Raw genomic sequence first — 20073 nt, 5'->3', positions numbered from 1 at the left:
GGTATTCCTACTCAGGAGAGGGTGGACATTGACCCAAAATAGAAGGGGAAGGAGAAGAGGCGCGTAGCATCTGCTCTGAGAACATGGCGCAGAGAAGTCAGCACTCCCCAAGGGCCGAAGTTTGCAGAGGATAGGAACCTGAGGATCGAAAAATGGCAACAGAGCGACGGGTAGCCCGGGTAGCCGAGCAGATCAAGCGGGAGGTTAGCCAGATCCTGCTCTCGGAGATCAAGGATGCCCGCGTGGGGGCGGGCATGGTCAGCATTGTGGACGTAGAGGTTTCCAGCGACCTGCAAAACGCCCGCATCTTCGTCAGCATCTATGGCGACGAAGCAGCCCAGCGGCAAACAATGGAGGGTTTGGCCGCCGCCACTCCCTTCGTGCGGCGGGAGATTGGCCAGCGGCTGGGCCTGCGACGAGTGCCGACGGTGGTGTTTTTACAAGATCGCTCCTTGGAACGGGGGTCCCGAGTCTTGGCCCTACTCAACCAACTGAAACGGGAAGCCGAGGCTCGACAGCAGGGATCCTCCTCCAAAGACCAGGAAACGGTTGAAGAGAGGGATGGTGGCGAGGCCGAGGAGTTGGGCGGCCAGTAGCTGCACCATTTCAGCCCTTAACCATCGCGGGTTGCAGGAAGTAAGAGGAGATCCGTCCTGCCGCCTAGGAGGCCGCAACCGGTTGGTGAACCTTTCAGCCCAGCAGGGCGATAGCTCATCGGTTGCCTTTTGAGAGGTTAGCAACCGCAAAGTTCTAGGATTTGTTAGGCTTAAGGTGTCCTACAGCTCTTCCTCCAGTTATCTGCCCAGAGCCGGCACCACACCCGCCTCCTCCTAGGAGGTAAGGTTCTGCTTCCTTTGCTACCCAGTGCCTATGGCAGCACCCCAGCGGCTCCAGAAGCTTTTGGCTCGGCAGGGGCTAGCTTCCCGCCGCCAGGTGGAAGCCTGGATCCTGGCTGGGCGCATTCGGGTTAATGGGAAGGTGGTCACCGAGCTGGGCTTTAAAGCCGATCCGGAACGGGATTGCATCGAAGTGGATGGGCGGGCAATCTCCTGCGGGGATCTGGCCCGCTACGTTTTGCTCCTGCATAAGCCCCGGGGGGTCTTGTCTACCTGCAAGGATCCCTGGGGGCGCAAGACCGTCCTGGATCTGCTTCCGCCACCCTGGAACCAGCAGATCCGTCTCTATCCAGTGGGCCGGCTGGACGCTGACAGCAGTGGCGCTTTGCTGCTCACCAACGACGGCGACCTGACCCTGAAGCTGACCCACCCGCGCTATCATCTGCCCAAGACCTATCGGGTGCAGGTGCAGGGTCGCCCTAGCCAAGCCACGCTACAACGATGGCGGGAGGGCGTCGATTTGGATGGGTCTACCACTCTGCCGGCAGTGGTGGAGTTTTGTGATCCGCCCCCCTTTAGAAAAAACTCCAACTCCTCGTGGCTGAGGGTGGTCTTGTTTGAGGGCCGTAAGCGGCAAATTCGGCGGGTGGCCGAGCAACTGGGCCATCCTGTGCTCAGCTTACACCGGGAGGCGATTGGTCCGCTGCGCCTTGGCAACCTCAAGCCAGGTCAGTTTCGCCTGTTGGAGCCCCAGGAGGTTCAGGCTTTGCTGGCCTCGTTTGCTGACAATGCCCAAGCGCTCAGAGAGTAGGGGAGCGCGATCTGCAAGGATCCCGTCTTGGGGTACGTTACCATATGCGTGTTAGGTATCTCCCGTGAATTGAGGGGGAGGATGTTACCTGAGTGTGCGTTCACAGGTAAGCGACGATGCAGGAACCAGCACACTCTCTAGAGGCCCTGGGATCCCTGTTGCGGCAAACACGGGAGGCACGGGGGCTGACGTTGACAGAGGTAGCTAACGATACCTTCATCCGCTCCCAATACCTGCAGGCCCTGGAGGAAGCCGACTTAAGCCGCTTGCCGGAGCCAGTCTACGTGCAAGGCTTCATTAAACGCTACGCCAACTACCTAGGGCTGGATGGCGAAAGGCTATCTCGGCAAGCGTTGCCGCTGCTATCGGCCAAAATGCCCTCTGCCTCACCTCCGCGAACTGCTGTTGGCGAACAGCCCGCCTTTGCTTTGCGCCCCTTCCACCTCTGGGCTGCCTATGTGGGGCTAGTCGTGCTGGCGGTGGGAGGGCTGTCGGCTTTTTTGGAGAGCAGGGGCAATCCCTTTGGGCAGTGGCTGGCTGGCCGTTCGGGCGGTGAGGGATCCCAGCTACAGCCGCCGGCGGCCAACTCCTCTGAGCGCAAGTCAGACGCCGAGCCGACCCTTCGCCAGATGTTTCCTACCCTAGAGCAATGGACGCGCATCGAGGGGGTTTTCCCCGACGTCTTGGAAGCCCAGCAGCGCAAGCCAGTGCGCCTTGATATTCGCGTGGTGGAACATCCTTCTTGGCTGCGGGTTATTGTCGACGGAAAAACTGTTTTTGAGGCTACCCTACAGCCGGGGGCGGAGCTGAACTGGGAGGCCGAGCGATCGATTGTGCTGCGCACTGGCAATGCGGGCGGGGTGCTGGTGACCTTCAACGATCGCCCTCTGGGACCGATGGGACGGTTTGGAGAGGTGAAAGAGGTGAGGTTTGAGCCAGGGCTGGACCTTCGATCCCTGCAGTAGGGATCGGGCGCGAGCCCTCCTGGCTTGCAGGGGGTTGAGACTGGCCAGGGGCGATCGCCCAACCTTGGGATGCTAACTGCTGCAGCAGACGCCGGACTTTGTCTAGGTCTTTGTCGCCCGGCTGGCGTTCGACACCGCTGGAGAGATCGATGCCGGCAGGCTGAAGGTGGCTGAGCGCTTGCAGAACATTGTCTGGGTTGAGGCCACCGGCCAGAAGCCAGGGCAAGGGCAGAGAGCAGGAGGCGAGTTCCGACCAGTTGAGCGTTTGCCCAGTGCCACCTGCCCGTTGGGGGTGATAGGCATCCAGCAGTAAGGTCTCTACACAGTCGCGGTAGAGGTCGGCCACCTCCAGATCTGCTGGGCACCGGATGCGCAGGGCCTTGATGCGGCGGATGCCGGGGAGCCACTCTCCCAGTTGCCGACACATCTCTGGAGATTCCTGGCCGTGAAGCTGAACAGCCGTGAGGCCAGCCGTTTCCACCCAGGTGGCGATGGTGCCGGGATCCTGATCCAGAAAAACCCCCACCTTTTCCACATGGCGGGGCAGGGATCCCACCCAGCGCGCTGCCGAAAGAGGCAAATAGCGCGGCGTGTTGGGCACGGCCACAAACCCTAGGGCGCTTACCCCCAGCGCCGCAATGGCCTCCGCCTGATCCTGCCGCGTGATGCCGCAGATTTTGACAAACAACCGGCCCATTGGGATTGATGCTACTTTTGTTCAGGGTGCATCAAAGGCTCTGACCTTTCGGGAGGGAGCTTGTTGATTCGGCGCACCATTTGCCACAGCCGCCCAAAGCTGCGCTGGTTAAAGCGCATTACTAGCCGCGGCAGATGGGCAATGTCTTCCTCAGCTTCCTCGGGCAGAGCCTCTGTTTGCTCAATCCGGCCCGACTCGAGAATGTCAGCAAACTCTTGGTTTAAAATTTCTAGGGCTTCCGGTGAAAGCTTGGTGTTTAAGCGCAAAACCAAAAGCTCCCGCACGTAGCGATTGCTGTGAAAGATGCGATAGAAATCGACAATCTGCTGACAGGCCTCCTCGACATCGTCAGTTAGGGAGTAAAGGTGGAGATCCTCGGAGCTGATTAGGCCGCGGCTGAGCAGGTGCTCTCGCACATATTCATCCCATTCTTTCCAGTAGCAGCCGCCTTGCCTGTCCACCAGCACCAGCGGCATCAGCTTGGTCTTCCCGGTCTGCATCAGGGTCAGACACTCAAAAGCCTCATCCTGGGTGCCAAAGCCGCCAGGAAACAGCACTAGGGCATCTGTTTCCTTGACAAAGAAAAGTTTGCGAGAAAAGAAGTACTTAAAGTTAATGACCCGGTCGCTGGCGGCAATGAAAGGGTTGGCTACCTGCTCAAAGGGCAGCTGAATATTCAGCCCAAACGAGTTTTCTTGCCCCGCCCCCCGGTTACCGGCTTCCATGATGCCGCCGCCGCCCCCTGTCAGCACCATGAAGCCTAGCTGACTAATGCGGTGGGCAAATAGCTGCGCCTGCTGGTACTCGGGGCTGTCCTCCCCTAGACGCGCCGAGCCAAAGACGGTTACCTTGCGCCGATGGGTGTAGTTTTGGAAGGTGGCAAAACCCTGCTCCAGATCCTCAAGCGTAGCTGCCAGGATCTTGGCGTCCAGACGGCTGAGCTTCAGGGATCCCATCCGCTGCAGCGACCGCAAGATCCGCAACCAAGCTGTTCGGTTGGGGTGGTGTAACTGCTTGAGACGAGCTTCCGCACTGGAAAAAATCTCTTGCAGCAGCAAGGAAAGAGAATCCGTCAAGCTGGGATCCAGAATCCTCTGGCTACTTCTTTTACCCACTTTTACGGCAATAGGCTCCCCCGGCTGGAGTACTTGCCTTCTGGTGGAGAGCCGGCAAGATCCCTGGTCTTGGCCAAAACCTTAGCCCTCGGCAGAGGCTCCAAGGTGCTTTTCCAAAATCGTGGTCAGCGTTGCCTTGGGAACGGCGCCAACCACCACATCTACCTTTTGGCCACCTTTGAAGAGAATCAGGGTAGGAATACTCCGAACGCCGTACTGACTGGCAGTTTGGGGATTTTCGTCGGTATTGATTTTTACAACCTTGACTTTACCAGCATACTGCTCTGCTATCTCCTGCACCACAGGAGCTACCAGCCGGCATGGGCCGCACCAGGGTGCCCAAAAATCAACCAAAACTGGAATCTCACTGCGCAGCACCTCGGCTTCAAAGGTAGCATCAGCAATATCTATTGCCGCAGACATGCCTGGGGAACTCCTAAAACATCATCTAGTATCTTAGTTATTGTATCACAACTAGGGTCGCCACTGGGCTTTTCCCGAGCAGGGCAAGGTATCCTAGGAGGAACGTGAAAGGTTGCCGGGTGCCGATGGTGTTTGAGCTTGAACCAGACGACAACAGTCAGGTAACAGGCAGGGCGGTGACCGTGGATTTTGTTCGCCACGGCATAGCCGAAGAGCCCCAACCAGGGAAGGAGGATAGCCTGCGCGCCCTAACCGATAAAGGCCGCCAGCGCTGTCGCAAAATTGCCCGCCAGCTCAGGAGCATGGGCTGGAAGTGGGATTTCCTGCTCACCAGTCCTCTGGTCAGAGCGCGGCAGACGGCAGAGATCTTCTTGGACGAGAACTTGGCCGAAGCCCTGGAAGTGTTTGAGCCGCTGGCCCCCGGCGGCAGCTTTGCCGACTTGGTGCGCTGGCAGACAGAGCGGGATCCCTTCACCTCGCTGGCGGTAGTTGGCCACCAGCCGGATCTGAGCCTCTGGGTACAGGCAGCCATTGGGCTACAGCCAGCCCATCCCGAGGCCATTACCCTCAAGAAAGCAGGCCTGGCTCGCGTGCGCTTTGCTCAAGGGCGCATTGATTGTGGCCAGGGATCCCTGACGCTGTTGCTCTCTCCCAAAGTGATGCTGGGGTAGCGTGACCGCGCTCATGCCAAAGCAGGGGCTTGAGGACTCCCTCCGGAGAGAGGGCCAGCTCCTGCGGATTTCAATTGGCAGCTGCCTCCGGCTTTAGGAGGGAGGCGCTGGGGCAGAGATCAGCTAGGAAGCACTGCTGGCAAAGAGGCTGGCGGGCGGTGCAGATGGCTCGGCCATGCTCGATAAGGCGAAGGGACCAATTCTCCCAATCCACCTGCGGCAGCAGCTGCATGAGATCCCGCTCAATGCGCACGGGGTCCTCGTGCTCGGTAAGGCCAAGGCGGCGGCTGAGGCGCTTGACGTGGGTATCGACCGTTACGCCAGCGTTAATGCCAAAGGCATGGGCTAGTACCACGTTGGCCGTCTTGCGGGCCACTCCTGGCAGGGTGAGCAACTCCGGCATGGTGCGCGGCACCTGGCCGCCAAAGTCTGTCAAGATCTTGCGGCAGGCCTCTTGGATGTGTTTGGCCTTGTTGCGGTAGAAGCCGGTGGGCCGAATTAGAGCCTCAATCTCCTCCCGCGGGGCTGTGGCCAGAGCCTGGGCATCGGGGAAGCGGCGAAACAGCTCTGGGGTTACCTGGTTAACCCGCTCGTCAGTGCACTGGGCTGACAAAATCGTCGCCACCAGCAGTTGCAGCGGCGTCTGGTAGTGGAGAGTACACTTGGAGTTGGGGTAATGGCGCTTCAGGCGCAGCAAAATCTCCAAGGCTCTTTGGCGCAAAGCCCGCTTGCTGGTCATTGGCAACTAGCCCGACCCGGTGACAATGGCAAGAGTATCTTTGAAGATTAGGAACACTCCCAGCCCTAGGAGAAGCGCCAAGCCTGTCTGCATCACCCGCTCTTCGACCTCCTTGGGCAGCCGCTTGCCACGGATGGCTTCCAAGATCAAAAAGGCAATGTGGCCTCCATCCAAGCCAGGGAGGGGCAACAGGTTAAGGACGGCCAAGTTGATGCTAATCAAGGCAGTGAAATTCAACAAGCTGGCAACGTCATCCCGCGCTAGGTCTGCGCCAATCTTGACGATCCCCACCGGCCCAGATATCTGAGTGGCGGTGTTTTGGAAGTTCCGCAGCAGCTCCTGCAGGCCAGTGAGATTCATCGTCACCAAGCGCTGGTAGGCGTTTCCAGCTTCCGTCAGGATCTCCCCCAGGTTTTGGGCGGGGCGCAGGTTCACCTCCTGATTGGGCGCTAGGCTAACCCCAATGGCTACCTTCTCCCCTTGCCGCTCCGGGATTACGGTAATCTCCAGCAGCGCTTCTTTTTCCCTTCGTCGCACCTGCAGGGGAACGGGTTGGTTTTCGCTACTGCGGATGAGCGTCTGAAAATCGTTGAGGGCCGCCAAGGCCGAGGCGGCATCGGCAAGGTCGCTGTAGTCGTGGTCAGCTGCCCGCAGCACCACATCTTCTGCCTGCAGGCCCGCCCGCTCTGCCGGGCTACCTGGCATTACCTGAGCAATGAGAATGCCGGGCTGGATGCGGGTAACCGAGGGGATCCCCAGCAGAGCAAACATCAGCACCAGCACCAGGTAGGCAAAGGCCAAGTTGGCCAGCACTCCGGCACTCATCACCACCAGGCGATCCGCAAGGGGGCGGTTTTTCAAGAGATTCGGGTCATCGGGGGGGTAGGGGGAGCGCTCGTCATCGTCAGGAAACCCTACGTAGCCTCCCAAGGGCAGGGCGCGAATGGCATACTCTGTTTCCTTGCCCTGGTAGCGCCACAGCACGGGGCCAAACCCCAGCGAAAAGCGGTTGACGTGGATCCCTTGCAGTTTGGCTGCTGCGAAGTGGCCCGCCTCGTGCACCAGAATGAGGAGGGCTAGGATGGCGATGGAGAGAAGAATCGGCATGTGCTGGCAACAACAAAAGAGGAGACAGCTACCCTCGCAAGAGAGGGGAATTCAGCCCAAAGTCCTCGGGGCAGGGATCCTCAGAACACCTGCTCCACTTCTAGGATGTCGGGGATCCTCTCCCGCAACTTGCGCTCAATGCCCATCTTCAGGGTTAGGGTAGAACTGGGGCAGGCGCCACAGGCCCCCTGCAGGCGCAGCTTCACCACTGGGCCATCGATCTCCACCAGCTCTACGTTGCCGCCATCAGCTTGCAGATAGGGGCGCAGCTCGTTGAGGACTTTTTCCACATTTTCGGCAGTTAGTTCTAGGGTTTGGGCCATGGTTCCTTCTAGCTTGCTCAGACCTTGATTGGTGGCGTTAAGCTTGACTAGCACTTAAGCCGGCCAGGGATCGCCCTCTCTCAGCATAGCCTCCTTTTTCTAGAGTTTGGGGAGGAGATCCGCCTCCAGCCCGAAGACTAGAATAGGGGGCAGGTTTGCCCCTTGCTGACAGCTTGCCATTCCCAGCAGGGGCACTTTCCGCGCCATGTTGGACGTCTTACTCATTGCAATCTTCATCTTAGCGGGCTCGGGCCTTGGGTTCTACGGCCTAGATCTGCTCCCCCCTGCTGCTCTTGAAGGAGCCAACGTCGAAGGGGCGCGCGTGGTTACTGGCGGCTTTGGGGCCTTGGCAGGTTTGGCGCTGGGATCCCTGGTGCGCTGGGGCTACCGCCGCTTCGAGGCCAACGTGCGCTCGCTGCCACCGGATGTGCTGATTAGCCGCTCGGTAGGATTGGTCATTGGGCTGGTGATTGCCAACTTGGCTATGGCTCCTGTCTATTTGCTGCCCCTGCCCCAGGAGCTGAACAATTTTCTGGAACCCCTGGCCTCTGTCTTCTTTAGCCTCTCCTTTGCCTACTTGGGAGTGAGCTTGGCCGATACCCACGGCCCGGCGCTGTTGCGCCTATTCAACCCTAACTATGCCCTACAGGCGGCAGCAGAAGGGAGTGTGGTGGCAGCCAGCCCCAAGGTTTTGGATACCAGCTCCATCATTGACGGGCGCGTGGCTCAGTTGATTGAGAAGGGCTTTCTGGAGGGGACCCTAGTGGTTCCCCGCTTTGTGATTGCCGAGCTACAGGCCATTGCTGACAAGGCCGATCCCCAAAAACGGGAGCGGGGTCGGAGGGGGCTGGATACGCTGCAGGCCCTTCGCCAGGCCAACCCCAACTGCTTTGTTATCCACGAAGCCAACTACCCTGACCTAAACACCGTCGATGAGAAGCTGGTGCGCCTTGCCCAAAGTGTGGGCGGGATGCTGGTAACCACTGATTACAACCTAAAGAAGGTAGCTCTGCTGCAAGGGATCAAGGTGCTGAATGTCAACGAGCTGGCCGAGGCTTTGCGGCCTATCTACATCGCTGGCGATAGCTTCGACATCAAGATTACTCGTGAGGGCAAGGAGCCAGGCCAGGGGGTAGGCTATCTGGAAGATGGCACGATGGTGGTGGTGGAAGAGGGACAGCGGGCCGTGGGCAAAACTCGCTCGGTCGTGGTTACTGGCTCCATTCAGACCTCGGCAGGGCGAATGCTCTTTGCCCGCCTTGCCGACAGAGACTCCAACCCCACTACCTCAGCTTCCTCTGCAAAAACCTAAGTTCTGGATCCCAAGAGCTTGGTTTTTCAAAGCTCAAACAAGGTGGGTGTGCTTCGACCGGATCTCATCCTCTACACGCAGGATCGCCAGCAGCGCTTTCAAAGCTTTTACTGGGAAGGCGCTGAGAGCTACGGCATCTACCCGCAGCAGATTGTGGCCGGACAGCAGGGATGGGAGTTGGTGAACGGGGAGGAGTACCAAGCCAAGCTCAGCCAGGTGTTTGCGGCAGGGGAGCCCCTGCAGCACGAAGGCCAAGTCCTCTCGCCCCGCTACAAGCTGCATTTGCACCTTTGCCTCAACCCCGTGCGGGATACAGAGGGGGAGGTAGTAGCTGTTGCGGTGGTGGGCAGGGTGCTGGGGGCAACGCCCTTCAACTTGGCTGGAGGGACAAGCAAGACTCCTAGGTCGCCCTATTCCTTCAGTGACGGTGAGCCGCTCCAGGCAATTACAGCTCAGCTTCTGCGCAGCATTGGCCACTCGGCAGGTATCCGCGAGCTGTGCCAGCAGACGGTAGAACAGTTGGGGCAGTTGTTTGGGGTGGATCGGTGTCTACTTGCCCTCTACGAGGTGGGACAGGATTTCCTGACGGTTAACGCCGAGTACCGCCGCTATCCGGAAACTCCCTCGCTGCTCAACCAGACGCTGCGGCTAGGAGATCACCCCCATTTGCTCCAGGCCCTTAGACAGGAAGAGCCAGTGGTAACAGAACGCCACCTCGCTGTGGCCATGTGCTACCGCAGCTATCCCAACAGCTTGCTTTGGCTAGAAGTGCTGCCCCCCAAGACAGCTCCTGCCTGGCAGACCGGCCACTTCCAGCTGCTGCAGATTATTGCCACCTACTTGGGTACTGCCATTGCCCACGCCAGGTTGCTCGAACAAAGTCGACAACTGGCCACCCGTCTGCAACTGGCTAACCAAACCTTGCTTCAGAAAAACAAAGAGCTAGAGCTGGCCCGCGCCCAAGCAGAATCGGCCAACCAACTCAAAAGCCAATTTCTGGCCAACACCTCCCACGAGCTGCGCACCCCTTTAAACAGCATCATCGGCTTCATTAGGCTGGTACTGGATGGAATGGCCGAAAGCCGGGAAGAGGAGCTGGACTTTTTGCAGGAAGCCTACCGCTCTGCCCTGCACCTATTGTCCTTAATCAACGACGTGCTGGATATTGCCAAAATTGAAGCCGGCAAACTGGAGTTGCAGTTCCAACCCTGCGACCTGCAAGCTCTCTTCAAGGATGTGGAGGCCAAAACCAGCTTGCAGGCCAGTCAAAAGGGATTGCAGCTCAGCTTTCACCTGCCCCCCAGGGCGGAGCCCATTTTGCTCTACGGCGACTACCAACGCCTGCTGCAGGTGATGCTTAACCTAGTGGGCAATGCCATCAAGTTTACCCCCAAGGGTTCGGTAACGGTGCGAGCAGACCTCCTGCCTGGCGAGCCGGGGATGGCCCGCATTCGCGTTATCGACACCGGGATCGGCGTGTCGTTGGAAAAGCAGCAAAAGCTGTTCCAGGCCTTCACCCAGGTAGATGGCTCCACCACTCGCCAGTACGGGGGCACCGGCCTAGGCTTGGCCATCAGCCAACGCCTGGTGCAGGCAATGGGGGGGGAGATCCATTTCTACAGCTTAGGAGAGGGATTGGGCTCCACGGTTACCTTTACCGTGCCGCTCTACCGCCAGCCTCTCCCAGGGAGGGATCCCAACCTGCCCCAGGAGAAGACGCCGGTCTCACCCTGATCCTTCAGCCGATAGCCCACCCATGCCCTATCCCCGCAAGCGCTTTGGCCAGCATTGGCTCAAAGATCCTGCTGTCCACGCGGCAATTGTGGAGGCCGCTCAGTTGCCACCACCCCAAGAGGGCAGGGATCCCCCCTGGGTGCTGGAGATTGGCCCAGGTACGGGGCAGTTAACACGGCGGCTGTTGGCCCAAGGCGCCCAGGTGGTGGCAGTGGAGATCGATCGGGATCTGTGCCAGTTGCTGCGCAAGCGCTTTGCCAACGAGTCCCGCTTTCAGCTATTGGAGGGAGATTTTCTGCGCCTGCCGCTCCCGCCTCAGCCCCGCCTGCTGGTGGCCAACATCCCCTACAACCTCACTGGCCCCATTTTGGAGAAAGTTCTGGGATCCCCAGCCCAGCCGGTGAGGCAGTTTGAGCGCATCGTCTTGATGGTGCAAAAAGAGCTGGCTGAGCGCCTGCAGGCCGGCCCCGGCAGCAAAGCCTACGGCGCTTTGAGTGTGCGGGTGCGTTACCTAGCTGAGTGCGAGCTCATCTGCCGCGTGCCCCCCAGCGCCTTCCAGCCTCCTCCCCAAGTGGAGTCAGCAGTGGTTCGCCTCACTCCCCGCCCTGCCCCCACCCCCGCCCACGATCCCCGCTGGTTCTCCCAACTGGTTTGCCAGGGCTTCTCTGCCCGCCGCAAGCAACTTGTCAACGCTCTAAGAGGGCTCGTGGATCGCGAGACCGTGGCCGCCGCTCTGGCCCAACTCCGCCTCAGCCCCACGGCGCGCGCCGAAGAGCTGGATCTGGGCGATTGGCTGGCCCTGAGCAATCTACTGCTGGAGCAGATGCCTAGAATGGCTGCCGTTTCCGGCAAGGGAAAACCGCGGTAGGGTGAGAGGGAGTTCTCGCCCAGAACAACCTATGCTCAACAACCAGGGCAAACAGATCCTTGTTACTGGCGGTACCGGGGGGCTGGGGCTGGGGGTAACCCCCGTGCTCCTGGACACAGGGGCAGCGTTGACCTTGACCTACCGCCAAGAAGAGGAGCTGGCTGCTTTGCGGCAGCGCCTGCCAGCCAATAGCCTGGATCGGGTGCGCTTTGTGCAGGTGGACTTGCTGAACGAAGCGGCTGTGGCCCGGCTCATTGACGATCTGCCCCGCGTCGATGGCTTGGTGCACCTGGTGGGTGGCTTTGCCATGGGCCCCACCCACGAGTACAGCCTAGAAGCTTGGCGGCGCGACTTCGACCTCAATCTCACCACCACTTTTTTGGCCTGCAAGCACAGCCTGCGCAAGATGTGGCAACAGGGTTATGGACGAATCGTAACGATAGCCTCCCGAGGGGCAGTAGAACCGGGATCTCAGCTGGCGGCCTACTGTGCCTCCAAAGCCGGGGTAGTGGCCCTCACCCGCACCATTGCCGCCGAGACCAGAGGCACCGACATCACCGCCAACGTCATCCTGCCCAGCATTATTGACACCCCCGCCAATCGCGCCGCCATGGGATCTGAGCAGGCAGAGCTGTGGGTGAAGCCGGAGTCGATTGGGCAGGTGATTGCCTTTTTGGTCTCGGAAGCAGCCCGCGATCTCAGAGGGGCAGCGATCCCGGTGTACGGCAATGTCTAATCCAGTTGGTTGACCCAGCCACCAAGCACCTTCCATGATAGGAGATATGGGCTTATTTTTGTGCCGTTCTTTACTATGCTGAAGCAATGGTTCTCGGGTGGTTTACGTCGGCAAATTGGCCGCATTGAGGTGGCGGGAGTTATCGATAGCAAAACCCGGGAGCGGGTTCTCAAAGCCTTGAAAGAGGTGGAAGAAAAACAGATCCCTGCCCTGGTGCTGCGCATCGACAGTCCTGGCGGGACGGTGGCGGACTCGCAGGAAATCTACAGCGCCCTTGTGCGCCTGCGGGATCGAAAAGGTATCCCCATTGTGGCTAGCTTTGGCAACATCGCAGCCTCGGGGGGAGTTTACATTGCCATGGGAGCGGAAAAAATTGTCAGCAACCCTGGCACCATCACTGGCAGCATTGGTGTCATCATTCGCGGCAACAACCTTGAAAAGCTGCTAGACAAAATTGGGATCTCCTTTAAGGTAATTAAGTCCGGCCCCTACAAAGATATCCTCTCCTTTGATCGCGAGCTGACTCCCGAAGAGCGCAACATCCTCCAGGAGCTGATCGACATCACCTACAGCCAGTTCGTGCACACCGTTGCAGCGGCGCGACGGTTGAGCGTGAACGTGGTCAAAACCTTTGCCGATGGTCGCATTTTCAGTGGCGAGCAAGCGCTGCACTTGGGAGTAGTTGATCGCTTGGGAACGGAAGAAGATGCTCGCCTCTGGGCGGCTGAACTCGCAGGGCTGCCACCAGAGGCCAAGTTCTACGATCTGCTGCCCCGGCGTAGGGGGTGGGCCCGCTTCCTGCCCGTCGCAGAGGCCCTGGAACGGTTGCACTTTGAGGTCAGTACTTCTGGCTTGCCCCTGTGGCTTTACACCGGCCCTTGAAGGGCCCCTCCTAGCGGCCGCGTGAAAAGAGCCGCTGCTTACTCCTCTAGCTGCCAGGGATCTTGGGCCACCTCCTCATCGAAGATGCGAGGCGGACGTATGGCCATTAGCACTTGACCCAAGAGGGGAGAGGGGGGCAAGTCCTCGTCGATCCACTCCAGGGAGAGCCATCCCTCCCGATCCACTAGAAAAACCCCCGCTCTCCCTTCCCAGGTGCGAACGGCGCGATCGACCACTAGCAGGACGGGATCCCGCTCCTCCTCAGCGGCCACCGGCTGGTCCAAGAGGGAGCCTAGGAGTCGATTTTCCACCTGCAGGGCCACGGGATCAGCGGCCCTCTGAAGGGCTGGCCAAGCAGGCAAGGCTATCCACGTCTGTCCAGCGGCACTGCTGACCCAGCCAAAAGGCCCCTGCGGTGCAGCAGGAGGGATCCCTTCCCAAGTGGCGGTGGCTAGCGGCAGGGATCCGGCCACGGGCAACAAGCGAGGCAACTCCTCTTCCGGGCGAAATACCGACAGCCTGGGCAAGAGCTTGCGCCGGGAGCCGAGAGCCAGCGTCGTCAGGAGCTGCTCGATCTGGCGGCGGGCGGTTTCGCTGTGGACATACTGGAGAGCCCGGCCAATGGCCCGTGTCCGCTCCTGCAGATCGCGGCTTTGCTGGGCAGTCTTCCAGGCTTGATAGGCCACCGCATCGCCGGGGTGATCCGTAAACCCTTCCGGAAGCTGCTGCAGTTGGGCATAGCTTTTCACAGCCCGAGCAATCTCGTGGGCCTCCCCGGCACCTAGGTTGCGGCTGACCACCAGCTCCGCTACCCGGATGCGATCCTTGGGGGAGAGGATGCGCAGCTCGTAGAGGATGTCGCTACCTCGCTGGGCAAAGTGCTCCAAGAGGGCCGCGCTGGCGCCTGCCTTGGCCATTCCCTCGTAGACTTGGGCGGCAACAACCATCTGGTTTTGCTGGGCAGGCTCAAGCCCCGTGGCCTCAAAGATGGCCTGGGGGGTCATTTTCTGGTGCTGTAAGCTTTGGCAGGCCTTGGCCCAGTCCAACCACCCTCCCTCCCTGCGCCGCAGCTGCTCCAGCAACCCGCTGGGGGAGGGTTCAGGCAAATGCTGACTCATGGCAAAGCTTCCTCCGCAACCACTACCAGAAAGCAGGGCAAAGATCCACTGGAATCCCAAAGGGCGGCAGCTGGCCACGCCGAGGCCAGGTTAGAGTACGATTTTAAGGACTTTCCCTGGGCCAAGTTAGTCCAAGGGAATTACTCGGGCAGCATGGCCCTCCCCTGGCAACTGGTTGAAATCCAATTGCCACAGCTCAAAGCGCTGCAGCTCCCCGGCCTTGGGCACCTGCAGCCAGACCCGTCCCTTTTTTCCCACCTGCAACACCTTGGAGGCGTCAGGCACGGCCACCTGAGCCAAGGGATCCCCCCCCTTGCTGTACAGCCAGAGGGACAAGAACCCCTCCCCCTCCTGACACAGCAGCAGCACGCCCCAAGGGGCCTTGGCCATCTGGACAGGCCACCCTTTTAAAAACCAGCGGCGCAGGCGCAGCGGGTTGAGCTGGACTACGCCAAGGTGGGGGCAGCCGCCCTGTCTCTCGCCCTCGCTGGGGGCGAATAGCAGCCGTTCTCCCAAGCTGAGCACCTCCCCTCGGGGATCTAGCGGCAGGCGATAGCAAAGCGGCTGCACTCCCGTCTGCCCAACTCCTGGATAGGGCAACACGCTCATGTCCACCCATTGCCGTCCCCGCCCTACCAGCAGCACCAGCTGCTCCGAGAGGGCCAGTAAACGGGGCAGGGATCCCGTTGGCACCTGCCAAGGCCAGCGGAAGTAGCAGTGGAACTCGGGAAAAGGTTGAGCTGCAGTTGGCCCAGTTGGCAGCCATTGCACTGCCCCAATTTCCTTGGCAGTGGCCCAGATGAGCTCCTGGCGCTCCTCTAGCCAGGTGGCTTGCCACCTCTCCTCAAAACTCAGGAGGGTGCGGATGCGGGTGGGACTGAGGTGCAGAAGGCTACTTTTGGAAACAGCCAGGGCTTCTGGAAAAGTCCCCAGGAACACCACCTCCTGCAGGGGCTCGGCCAAGGGAAAACAGGCCAGCGGCGGCGCCCCCAGGGCAAGGGTCTGGAGTTCCAGCCACTCTAAGCTCTGGGGGGTAACTCGCAGCAGCAGGGGGGAACGGCAGCCGCTGGGATCCTCACAGACATAAAACTTCTGCAAGCCGCCGTTGGCTGGCAGATCCCAAACCTGAACCCCGGGGGGGGACTGGCGCAGCAGGCGCGGGCCAACCCAACAGGCAGCTGGCTCTTGCCACTTCTGGGCAACCGCCGCCAGGGCCGAACGCATCTGCGCTGCTGTGCGGAACCGCCGCAGGGGCAGCTTGCGCAAAGCCACCTCTAGCACCTCCTGCAAAGGCGCCGGGATCCCCTCCGGACAGACAAACCGCTGGTTGAGGTGGGCGTGCATCAACTGGGGGGGAGATCCGGAAAAGGGCCGCCGGCCCGTCAACAGCTCCAGCAGGATGATTCCCACCGCATAGAGATCCGAGGCAGGGCTAAACTGACCGTAGAACCGCTCGGGAGCCATGTAGGCCGGTGAGCCGGTAGCAGCGCTCTCCCGAGGAACTGGCTGCGGCTGGCGGGCAATGCCAAAATCGGTCAACTTCAGTTGCCAGCCCTGGGGCGTGGGCTTGAGCAAAATGTTCTCGGGCTTTACATCGCAGTGAATGACTCCCTGCCCATGGGCATGGTCTAGGCCGGCCAGGATCTGATCCACAAAGCCCAAAACCAGCTTGACGGGCAGCCACAGCCCCTGCTCCACCTGGTTGATCAGCTCCCGCAGGGTACCTCCCTCGCAGTACTCCAACACCAGATAGCGCCCCTCGCGGGCATGTTCCAGGGCGTAACAGCGGGTGATGTTGGGGTGGTTTAACGTCAACAGATAGCGCAGCTCCCGCAATAGGTTAGGGGTGGGAAAGCGCTCCAGCGGCAGCTCCTTGAGAGCCACCAGCTTCCCTCCTTGGTGGGGCCGGGCGCAGAAGACTCGCCCATACTGTCCTTGTCCAGCCAAGCCTAGGATCTGGTAGCTGTCGTGGATTGACTTGGTGGTGCGGGTGCGCCGGGACACAGTCTAGCCCAAGGGGAATCGCTTTCCTTGCTTGGGGCGGGATCCACCAGCAGCAACTCTACCCAGCTCCAAAGGCTAGGAGCCGGTTAGCTGCTTGAGCAGTTCTGCCGCGTGGGTTTCCACCTTGACCTTAGTGATAACGGCCTCGATCTTCCCCGCCGGGTCGATAACGAAGGTGGTGCGGTGGACGCCGTTGTAGACTTTGCCCATGAACTTTTTCGGGCCGTAGACCCCGTAGGCAGTGGCCACCTTAGCCCCCTCATCCACCAACAGCGGAAAGGGCAGCTGCAGCTTCTGGGCAAACTTTTGGTGGGAGCGGGCATCGTCGGGGCTCACCCCCAGGATCTGAATCCCGTGGGCTCGATAGTCGGCATAGGTGTCCCGAAAGCCGCAGGCTTCTTTGGTGCAGCCGGGAGTGTTGTCCCGTGGGTAGAAGTAGAGCACCACCCGCTGGCCCCGCAGTTGGCTGAGGCTAATCGGCCTACCCTCGGCATCCGGCAGGGTAAACTCCGGGGCAGGATCCCCAACAGCAAGGGGCATGGGCAAGATCCCTCCTCAGGTTGATTTTTTAGGAGCAGCTTTAGGAGCAAGGATCATCGTAATGTTCCGACCCTCCTTCTGGGGAGGCTGCTGCATTTCCGCCACCTCTTGTAAGTCTCTGAACAAGCGGTGCAGTAACTCTTCCCCCAGCTCGGCGTGCTGTGCCTCGCGGCCACGGAACATTACCGTAGCCTTCACCTTGTCTCCCTCCCCCAGGAACTGTTGGGCACTCCGCAGGCGCACGTGGTAGTCGTGCTCGCCGATGTTGTAGCGAAACTTCACTTCCTTGATCTCGGCAGTGTGTTGTTTTTTGCGGGCCTCCCGTTCTTTTTTCTCTTTCTCAAACTTGAACTTGCCGTAGTCCATAATGCGGCAGACAGGAGGATCCGCTTTGTCACTCACCAAGACCAAGTCCAGATCCTTTTCCTCTGCTATGCGCAGCGCTTCCTGAGGACTCATGATCCCCAGCTGGGTGCCATCGGTATCGATGAGACGGATTTTGGGGAAGCGAATCCGCTCGTTGATAGCGGGCAGCTCTGCGCGCTGCTTGGGGGAAGAGGGGTCAAGTGGACGTTCGACGGACAAGTTCTCCTCTCTCTGAACGAACAACAGAATTTAGTTTACTTTGCGCCGCTGCCGGCCAATGGGCAAAAAACCCTGTTATTGGCCAGAAGGGCAGAAGCTTCTGCACTTATACTAGCCGGTATTTCCTGTTTCTTTCTAGAAGCTTTGGGCTTGCCCACGGGAAAAATACTGCTGGATTGGGGTAACAACTGCGGTAGGATAGCCAGGTGGCAGCCCTGCTGGCAAAGAGGGTGGGGCAAAGTTAGCCTTCTAGTTTACAGGGAGGGCAAAAGCGGTGCAACTGGGTTTAACGGAACGAGAACTGAAAGAGCTGGCTCAAAAGTCCGTCCAACTGATCCTTAGCCCCCGCGAAGGCGACAGCGAGGCGTTGGCCCAGTATAAGACTTCGGCAGAGTTTCGGGCGGCAGTTCACTTGGCCTGTGCAGCCATGGTGCTGGTCTTGGCGGAAAACAACGAGCGCCTCAGCCAGCAGTTGGCTGCTTTGCAGGAAAAGGGATCCAACCCCGCCAGCTAAGCCAGCCAAATGGCCATGCCTTCACAGGTGCGCAGCGAACGAGACTCGATGGGGGAGTGGCAACTGCCCCAGTCGGTGTACTACGGCATTCAAACGGCCCGCGCCCTGGAGAATTTTCCCATCAGCGGCCTCAAGCCGCTGCCAGAGTACGTGGAAGCCTGCGTGCTGATTAAAAAGGCGGCGGCGGAGGTCAACGGCGAGCTAGGCTGCATTCCAGTGGAGGTGTCCAGGGCCATTGTTCAAGCAGCCGATGAGATCCTGCAGGGATCCCTGCGGGATCAGTTTGTGGTGGATGTGTACCAGGCCGGGGCAGGCACCTCCCACCACATGAACGTCAACGAGGTGCTGGCCAACCGGGCTTTGGAGATCCTAGGGGAGCCCAAGGGCAAGTACGAGCGGGTCAGCCCCAACGACCATGTCAACTACGGCCAATCCACCAACGATGTCATTCCCACCGCCATTCGCCTGGCAGCCCTGCTGCGGGTGCGGCGGGATCTTTTGGGCACGCTGGACAACCTGGTGGCGGCGCTGGAGCAAAAGGCCCAGGAGTTTCGCGACATCCTCAAGGCGGGCCGCACCCATTTGCAGGATGCGGTGCCGGTGCGCCTGGGAGACAGCTTCGGCGCCTACGCAGCCATCTTTGCCCAACATCGTCAGTGGATCGAGGAGGCCAGCCAAGCCCTGTGCAGCTTGGGGCTAGGGGGAAGCGCCGTGGGCACCGGCCTCAACACCCACCCCCAGTACCGGCAGAAGGTGGTGCAGCGGCTGGCAGAGTACACCCAGTTGCCCCTCACACCGGCTCCCCATCCCATGGCGGCTATGCAGAGCATGGCTCCCTTTGTGCACCTGTCGGGATCCCTGCGCAACCTGGCCCAAGACGGCATCAAAGTGGCCAACGACCTACGCCTGATGGACTCTGGCCCCAAAACTGGCCTCAAAGAGATCCAACTGCCACCCGTGCAGCCTGGCTCCTCCATCATGCCTGGCAAGTACAACCCGGTGATAGCTGAGATGCTGAACATGGTCTGCTTTCAGGTAATCGGGCTAGACACCGCCATCACCTTGGCAGCTCAGGCAGGGCAATTTGAGCTCAACGTGATGATGCCGCTGATTGCCTATAACCTCCTGCATAGCTTGCAGATCCTCAACAACAGCCTGCGCGTCTTTACTGAGCGCTGCGTCCGCGGCATCAAGGCCCAGGCAGATCGCTGTCGCAGCTATGCCGAGGGAACCCTGGCTTTGGTGACTGCCCTCAATCCCTACATTGGCTACCTGCAGGCGGCAGAGGTGGCCAAGATCTCCCTGGAAACCGGGAAGCCCATCCGCCAGATCCTGTTGGAGCGCAACTTGATGAGCCCGGAAGAAGTGGCCAAGGTACTGGATCTGGAGGCGATGAGCCAGATGCAGGCCTGACCCATTGCTAGAGTGGAGGTGTACTGCTTCCGCCTGACCATGACCGTTACCCCTTATCGCTGGCCCACCCAGCACGACCTGCCCGACACAGACGACACTCCCTTGGACAACGAGGATCAAGGCCGCCAATACCCCCTGCTGCGGGAACCGCTGCTGCTGCACTGGTCAGACCGGCAAGACTTTTTTGTGGCTTGCAATATGGGCCTTTGCTACGCCCTACCCCGGCAGGTCGTTGTTCCAGATTTGTTTCTAGTGCTAGGGGTTCCTCGTTGGCGGGATGGCACTGCCCGCGAAAGCTATGTGGTGTGGGATGAAGGGAATATCTTGCCTGTCCTCATCTTGGAGATCATTTGCAACGACCTGGGGGAAGAAAAACCCGGGCAAGCCAAGTTCCAGCTCTATGAAAGGCGGCTGCGGATCCCTTACTACGTCACCTTCGAGCTAGAGACCAGTGAGTTGAACGTTTATCAGCTCCAAGGCGGACACTATGAGCTGCTCCCCGGTTCCGGCGCTGGGGAACATCCCCCAATCCTGTTGCCCGATTTGGACTTGAGTATCGGTCGGTGGTGGGGATCTTACGAGGGGCGAGAACGCTTTTGGGTGCGCTGGTACGATAGGGCAGGGCGACTGTTGCCCACGGCAGCAGAGTTAGAGCGGCAACGGGCAGAGTTGGAACGGCA

21 protein-coding genes and 2 pseudogenes are annotated in these 20073 nt (G+C 59.9%); 13 read left to right on the top strand and 10 right to left on the bottom strand.

What is annotated here, in order from left to right:
• Positions 1 to 152 precede the first annotated feature (152 nt).
• The 4 genes and pseudogenes from rbfA (at position 153) to NW807_RS00555 (ending at position 2612) form a co-directional block, all read left to right on the top strand.
• Entirely contained in the window at positions 153 to 596 is a 444-nt protein-coding gene (gene rbfA, locus NW807_RS00570; protein WP_414424984.1) for a 30S ribosome-binding factor RbfA, read from the top strand.
• 274 nt (positions 597 to 870) lie between these two features.
• Positions 871 to 1647, top strand: coding sequence for a pseudouridine synthase (locus tag NW807_RS00565; protein ID WP_414424983.1), 777 nt, complete (start codon positions 871 to 873; stop codon positions 1645 to 1647).
• A gap of 116 nt (positions 1648 to 1763) precedes the next feature.
• A pseudogene (locus tag NW807_RS00560) lies at positions 1764 to 1976 on the top strand (helix-turn-helix domain-containing protein); the annotation flags it as partial.
• A gap of 45 nt (positions 1977 to 2021) precedes the next feature.
• The gene (locus tag NW807_RS00555) at positions 2022 to 2612 is read left to right on the top strand and encodes a DUF4115 domain-containing protein (protein WP_414424996.1); all 591 of its coding nucleotides are present in this window, start codon (positions 2022 to 2024) and stop codon (positions 2610 to 2612) included.
• 70 nt (positions 2613 to 2682) lie between these two features.
• Here the strand turns inward: NW807_RS00555 and NW807_RS00550 are convergent.
• The 3 genes and pseudogenes from NW807_RS00550 to trxA all read right to left on the bottom strand — a co-directional run.
• Positions 2683 to 3309, bottom strand: a pseudogene (locus tag NW807_RS00550) (phosphoribosylanthranilate isomerase); the annotation flags it as partial.
• An 11-nt stretch (positions 3310 to 3320) separates the two neighbouring features.
• Positions 3321 to 4385, bottom strand: coding sequence for a TIGR00730 family Rossman fold protein (locus NW807_RS00545; protein WP_414396741.1), 1065 nt, complete (start codon positions 4383 to 4385; stop codon positions 3321 to 3323).
• Positions 4386 to 4505: 120 nt separating this feature from the next.
• The gene (gene trxA / locus NW807_RS00540) at positions 4506 to 4847 is read right to left on the bottom strand and encodes a thioredoxin (protein WP_414424982.1); all 342 of its coding nucleotides are present in this window, start codon (positions 4845 to 4847) and stop codon (positions 4506 to 4508) included.
• 125 nt (positions 4848 to 4972) lie between these two features.
• Here trxA and sixA point away from each other — a divergent pair, with 125 nt between their 5' ends.
• Positions 4973 to 5518 carry a phosphohistidine phosphatase SixA gene (gene sixA / locus NW807_RS00535; protein WP_414396736.1) on the top strand — a complete coding sequence of 182 codons (546 nt, stop codon included), beginning with the start codon at positions 4973 to 4975 and terminating at the stop codon, positions 5516 to 5518.
• A 70-nt stretch (positions 5519 to 5588) separates the two neighbouring features.
• Here sixA and nth read toward each other — a convergent pair whose 3' ends face one another.
• The 3 genes from nth to NW807_RS00520 all read right to left on the bottom strand — a co-directional run bounded on the left by nth (position 5589) and on the right by NW807_RS00520 (position 7687).
• Positions 5589 to 6257: an endonuclease III gene (nth, locus tag NW807_RS00530; RefSeq protein WP_414423395.1), complete on the bottom strand. Its 669-nt coding sequence runs from the start codon at positions 6255 to 6257 to the stop codon at positions 5589 to 5591.
• A gap of 6 nt (positions 6258 to 6263) precedes the next feature.
• On the bottom strand, positions 6264 to 7364 hold the full coding sequence (gene rseP, locus NW807_RS00525) for an RIP metalloprotease RseP (RefSeq protein WP_414424981.1): 1101 nt from the start codon (positions 7362 to 7364) through the stop codon (positions 6264 to 6266).
• Positions 7365 to 7444: 80 nt separating this feature from the next.
• Positions 7445 to 7687: a NifU family protein gene (locus NW807_RS00520; RefSeq protein ID WP_414396728.1), complete on the bottom strand. Its 243-nt coding sequence runs from the start codon at positions 7685 to 7687 to the stop codon at positions 7445 to 7447.
• Positions 7688 to 7892: 205 nt separating this feature from the next.
• Between NW807_RS00520 and NW807_RS00515 the strand changes: the two genes are divergently transcribed.
• The 5 genes from NW807_RS00515 to sppA all read left to right on the top strand — a co-directional run bounded on the left by NW807_RS00515 (position 7893) and on the right by sppA (position 13219).
• Positions 7893 to 8999, top strand: coding sequence for a PIN/TRAM domain-containing protein (locus NW807_RS00515; protein ID WP_414424980.1), 1107 nt, complete (start codon positions 7893 to 7895; stop codon positions 8997 to 8999).
• A gap of 48 nt (positions 9000 to 9047) precedes the next feature.
• Positions 9048 to 10733, top strand: a complete 1686-nt coding sequence (locus NW807_RS00510; RefSeq protein WP_414424979.1) for an ATP-binding protein — start codon at positions 9048 to 9050, stop codon at positions 10731 to 10733.
• A 22-nt stretch (positions 10734 to 10755) separates the two neighbouring features.
• Positions 10756 to 11601, top strand: a complete 846-nt coding sequence (gene rsmA, locus NW807_RS00505) for a 16S rRNA (adenine(1518)-N(6)/adenine(1519)-N(6))-dimethyltransferase RsmA (RefSeq protein ID WP_414410035.1) — start codon at positions 10756 to 10758, stop codon at positions 11599 to 11601.
• 31 nt (positions 11602 to 11632) lie between these two features.
• Positions 11633 to 12337: a 3-oxoacyl-ACP reductase FabG gene (gene fabG / locus NW807_RS00500; protein WP_414396123.1), complete on the top strand. Its 705-nt coding sequence runs from the start codon at positions 11633 to 11635 to the stop codon at positions 12335 to 12337.
• A gap of 75 nt (positions 12338 to 12412) precedes the next feature.
• On the top strand, positions 12413 to 13219 hold the full coding sequence (gene sppA / locus NW807_RS00495; protein WP_414405024.1) for a signal peptide peptidase SppA: 807 nt from the start codon (positions 12413 to 12415) through the stop codon (positions 13217 to 13219).
• 38 nt (positions 13220 to 13257) lie between these two features.
• Here sppA and raf1 read toward each other — a convergent pair whose 3' ends face one another.
• The 4 genes from raf1 to infC form a co-directional block, all read right to left on the bottom strand.
• The gene (gene raf1 / locus NW807_RS00490; RefSeq protein ID WP_414405023.1) at positions 13258 to 14337 is read right to left on the bottom strand and encodes a RuBisCO accumulation factor 1; all 1080 of its coding nucleotides are present in this window, start codon (positions 14335 to 14337) and stop codon (positions 13258 to 13260) included.
• A 126-nt stretch (positions 14338 to 14463) separates the two neighbouring features.
• A complete protein-coding gene (locus tag NW807_RS00485; protein WP_414424978.1) occupies positions 14464 to 16341 on the bottom strand; it encodes a serine/threonine-protein kinase in 1878 nt (625 codons plus the stop codon).
• A gap of 75 nt (positions 16342 to 16416) precedes the next feature.
• A complete protein-coding gene (bcp, locus tag NW807_RS00480; RefSeq protein ID WP_414405021.1) occupies positions 16417 to 16881 on the bottom strand; it encodes a thioredoxin-dependent thiol peroxidase in 465 nt (154 codons plus the stop codon).
• A 15-nt stretch (positions 16882 to 16896) separates the two neighbouring features.
• Positions 16897 to 17466, bottom strand: a complete 570-nt coding sequence (gene infC / locus NW807_RS00475) for a translation initiation factor IF-3 (protein WP_414396131.1) — start codon at positions 17464 to 17466, stop codon at positions 16897 to 16899.
• A gap of 274 nt (positions 17467 to 17740) precedes the next feature.
• On the opposite strand from infC, the gene NW807_RS00470 reads away from it, so the two are divergent.
• The 3 genes from NW807_RS00470 to NW807_RS00460 form a co-directional block, all read left to right on the top strand.
• The gene (locus NW807_RS00470) at positions 17741 to 17980 is read left to right on the top strand and encodes a hypothetical protein (protein WP_414396133.1); all 240 of its coding nucleotides are present in this window, start codon (positions 17741 to 17743) and stop codon (positions 17978 to 17980) included.
• 9 nt (positions 17981 to 17989) lie between these two features.
• Positions 17990 to 19393: an aspartate ammonia-lyase gene (locus tag NW807_RS00465; RefSeq protein WP_414424977.1), complete on the top strand. Its 1404-nt coding sequence runs from the start codon at positions 17990 to 17992 to the stop codon at positions 19391 to 19393.
• A gap of 39 nt (positions 19394 to 19432) precedes the next feature.
• Positions 19433 to 20073, top strand: a 641-nt coding sequence (locus tag NW807_RS00460) for a Uma2 family endonuclease (RefSeq protein WP_414424976.1), incomplete at its 3' end; no start/stop codon positions are given.

This window comes from Synechococcus sp. R70.1 (assembly GCF_047461675.1).
GTDB lineage: Bacteria > Cyanobacteriota > Cyanobacteriia > Thermostichales > Thermostichaceae > Thermostichus.
This window is presented reverse-complemented; position numbering and strand designations above follow the sequence as displayed.

Excerpts from the sequence above, each read along its gene's own strand:
- rbfA (WP_414424984.1), top strand. The coding sequence starts at position 153 with ATGGCAACAGAGCGACGGGTAGCCCGGGTAGCCGAGCAGATCAAGCGG.
- NW807_RS00565 (WP_414424983.1), top strand. The coding sequence starts at position 871 with ATGGCAGCACCCCAGCGGCTCCAGAAGCTTTTGGCTCGGCAGGGGCTA.
- NW807_RS00555 (WP_414424996.1), top strand. The coding sequence starts at position 2,022 with ATGCCCTCTGCCTCACCTCCGCGAACTGCTGTTGGCGAACAGCCCGCC.
- trxA (WP_414424982.1), bottom strand. The coding sequence starts at position 4,847 with ATGTCTGCGGCAATAGATATTGCTGATGCTACCTTTGAAGCCGAGGTG.
- sixA (WP_414396736.1), top strand. The coding sequence starts at position 4,973 with ATGGTGTTTGAGCTTGAACCAGACGACAACAGTCAGGTAACAGGCAGG.
- nth (WP_414423395.1), bottom strand. The coding sequence starts at position 6,257 with ATGACCAGCAAGCGGGCTTTGCGCCAAAGAGCCTTGGAGATTTTGCTG.
- rseP (WP_414424981.1), bottom strand. The coding sequence starts at position 7,364 with ATGCCGATTCTTCTCTCCATCGCCATCCTAGCCCTCCTCATTCTGGTG.
- NW807_RS00520 (WP_414396728.1), bottom strand. The coding sequence starts at position 7,687 with ATGGCCCAAACCCTAGAACTAACTGCCGAAAATGTGGAAAAAGTCCTC.
- NW807_RS00515 (WP_414424980.1), top strand. The coding sequence starts at position 7,893 with ATGTTGGACGTCTTACTCATTGCAATCTTCATCTTAGCGGGCTCGGGC.
- rsmA (WP_414410035.1), top strand. The coding sequence starts at position 10,756 with ATGCCCTATCCCCGCAAGCGCTTTGGCCAGCATTGGCTCAAAGATCCT.
- fabG (WP_414396123.1), top strand. The coding sequence starts at position 11,633 with ATGCTCAACAACCAGGGCAAACAGATCCTTGTTACTGGCGGTACCGGG.
- sppA (WP_414405024.1), top strand. The coding sequence starts at position 12,413 with ATGCTGAAGCAATGGTTCTCGGGTGGTTTACGTCGGCAAATTGGCCGC.
- raf1 (WP_414405023.1), bottom strand. The coding sequence starts at position 14,337 with ATGAGTCAGCATTTGCCTGAACCCTCCCCCAGCGGGTTGCTGGAGCAG.
- bcp (WP_414405021.1), bottom strand. The coding sequence starts at position 16,881 with ATGCCCCTTGCTGTTGGGGATCCTGCCCCGGAGTTTACCCTGCCGGAT.
- NW807_RS00465 (WP_414424977.1), top strand. The coding sequence starts at position 17,990 with ATGGCCATGCCTTCACAGGTGCGCAGCGAACGAGACTCGATGGGGGAG.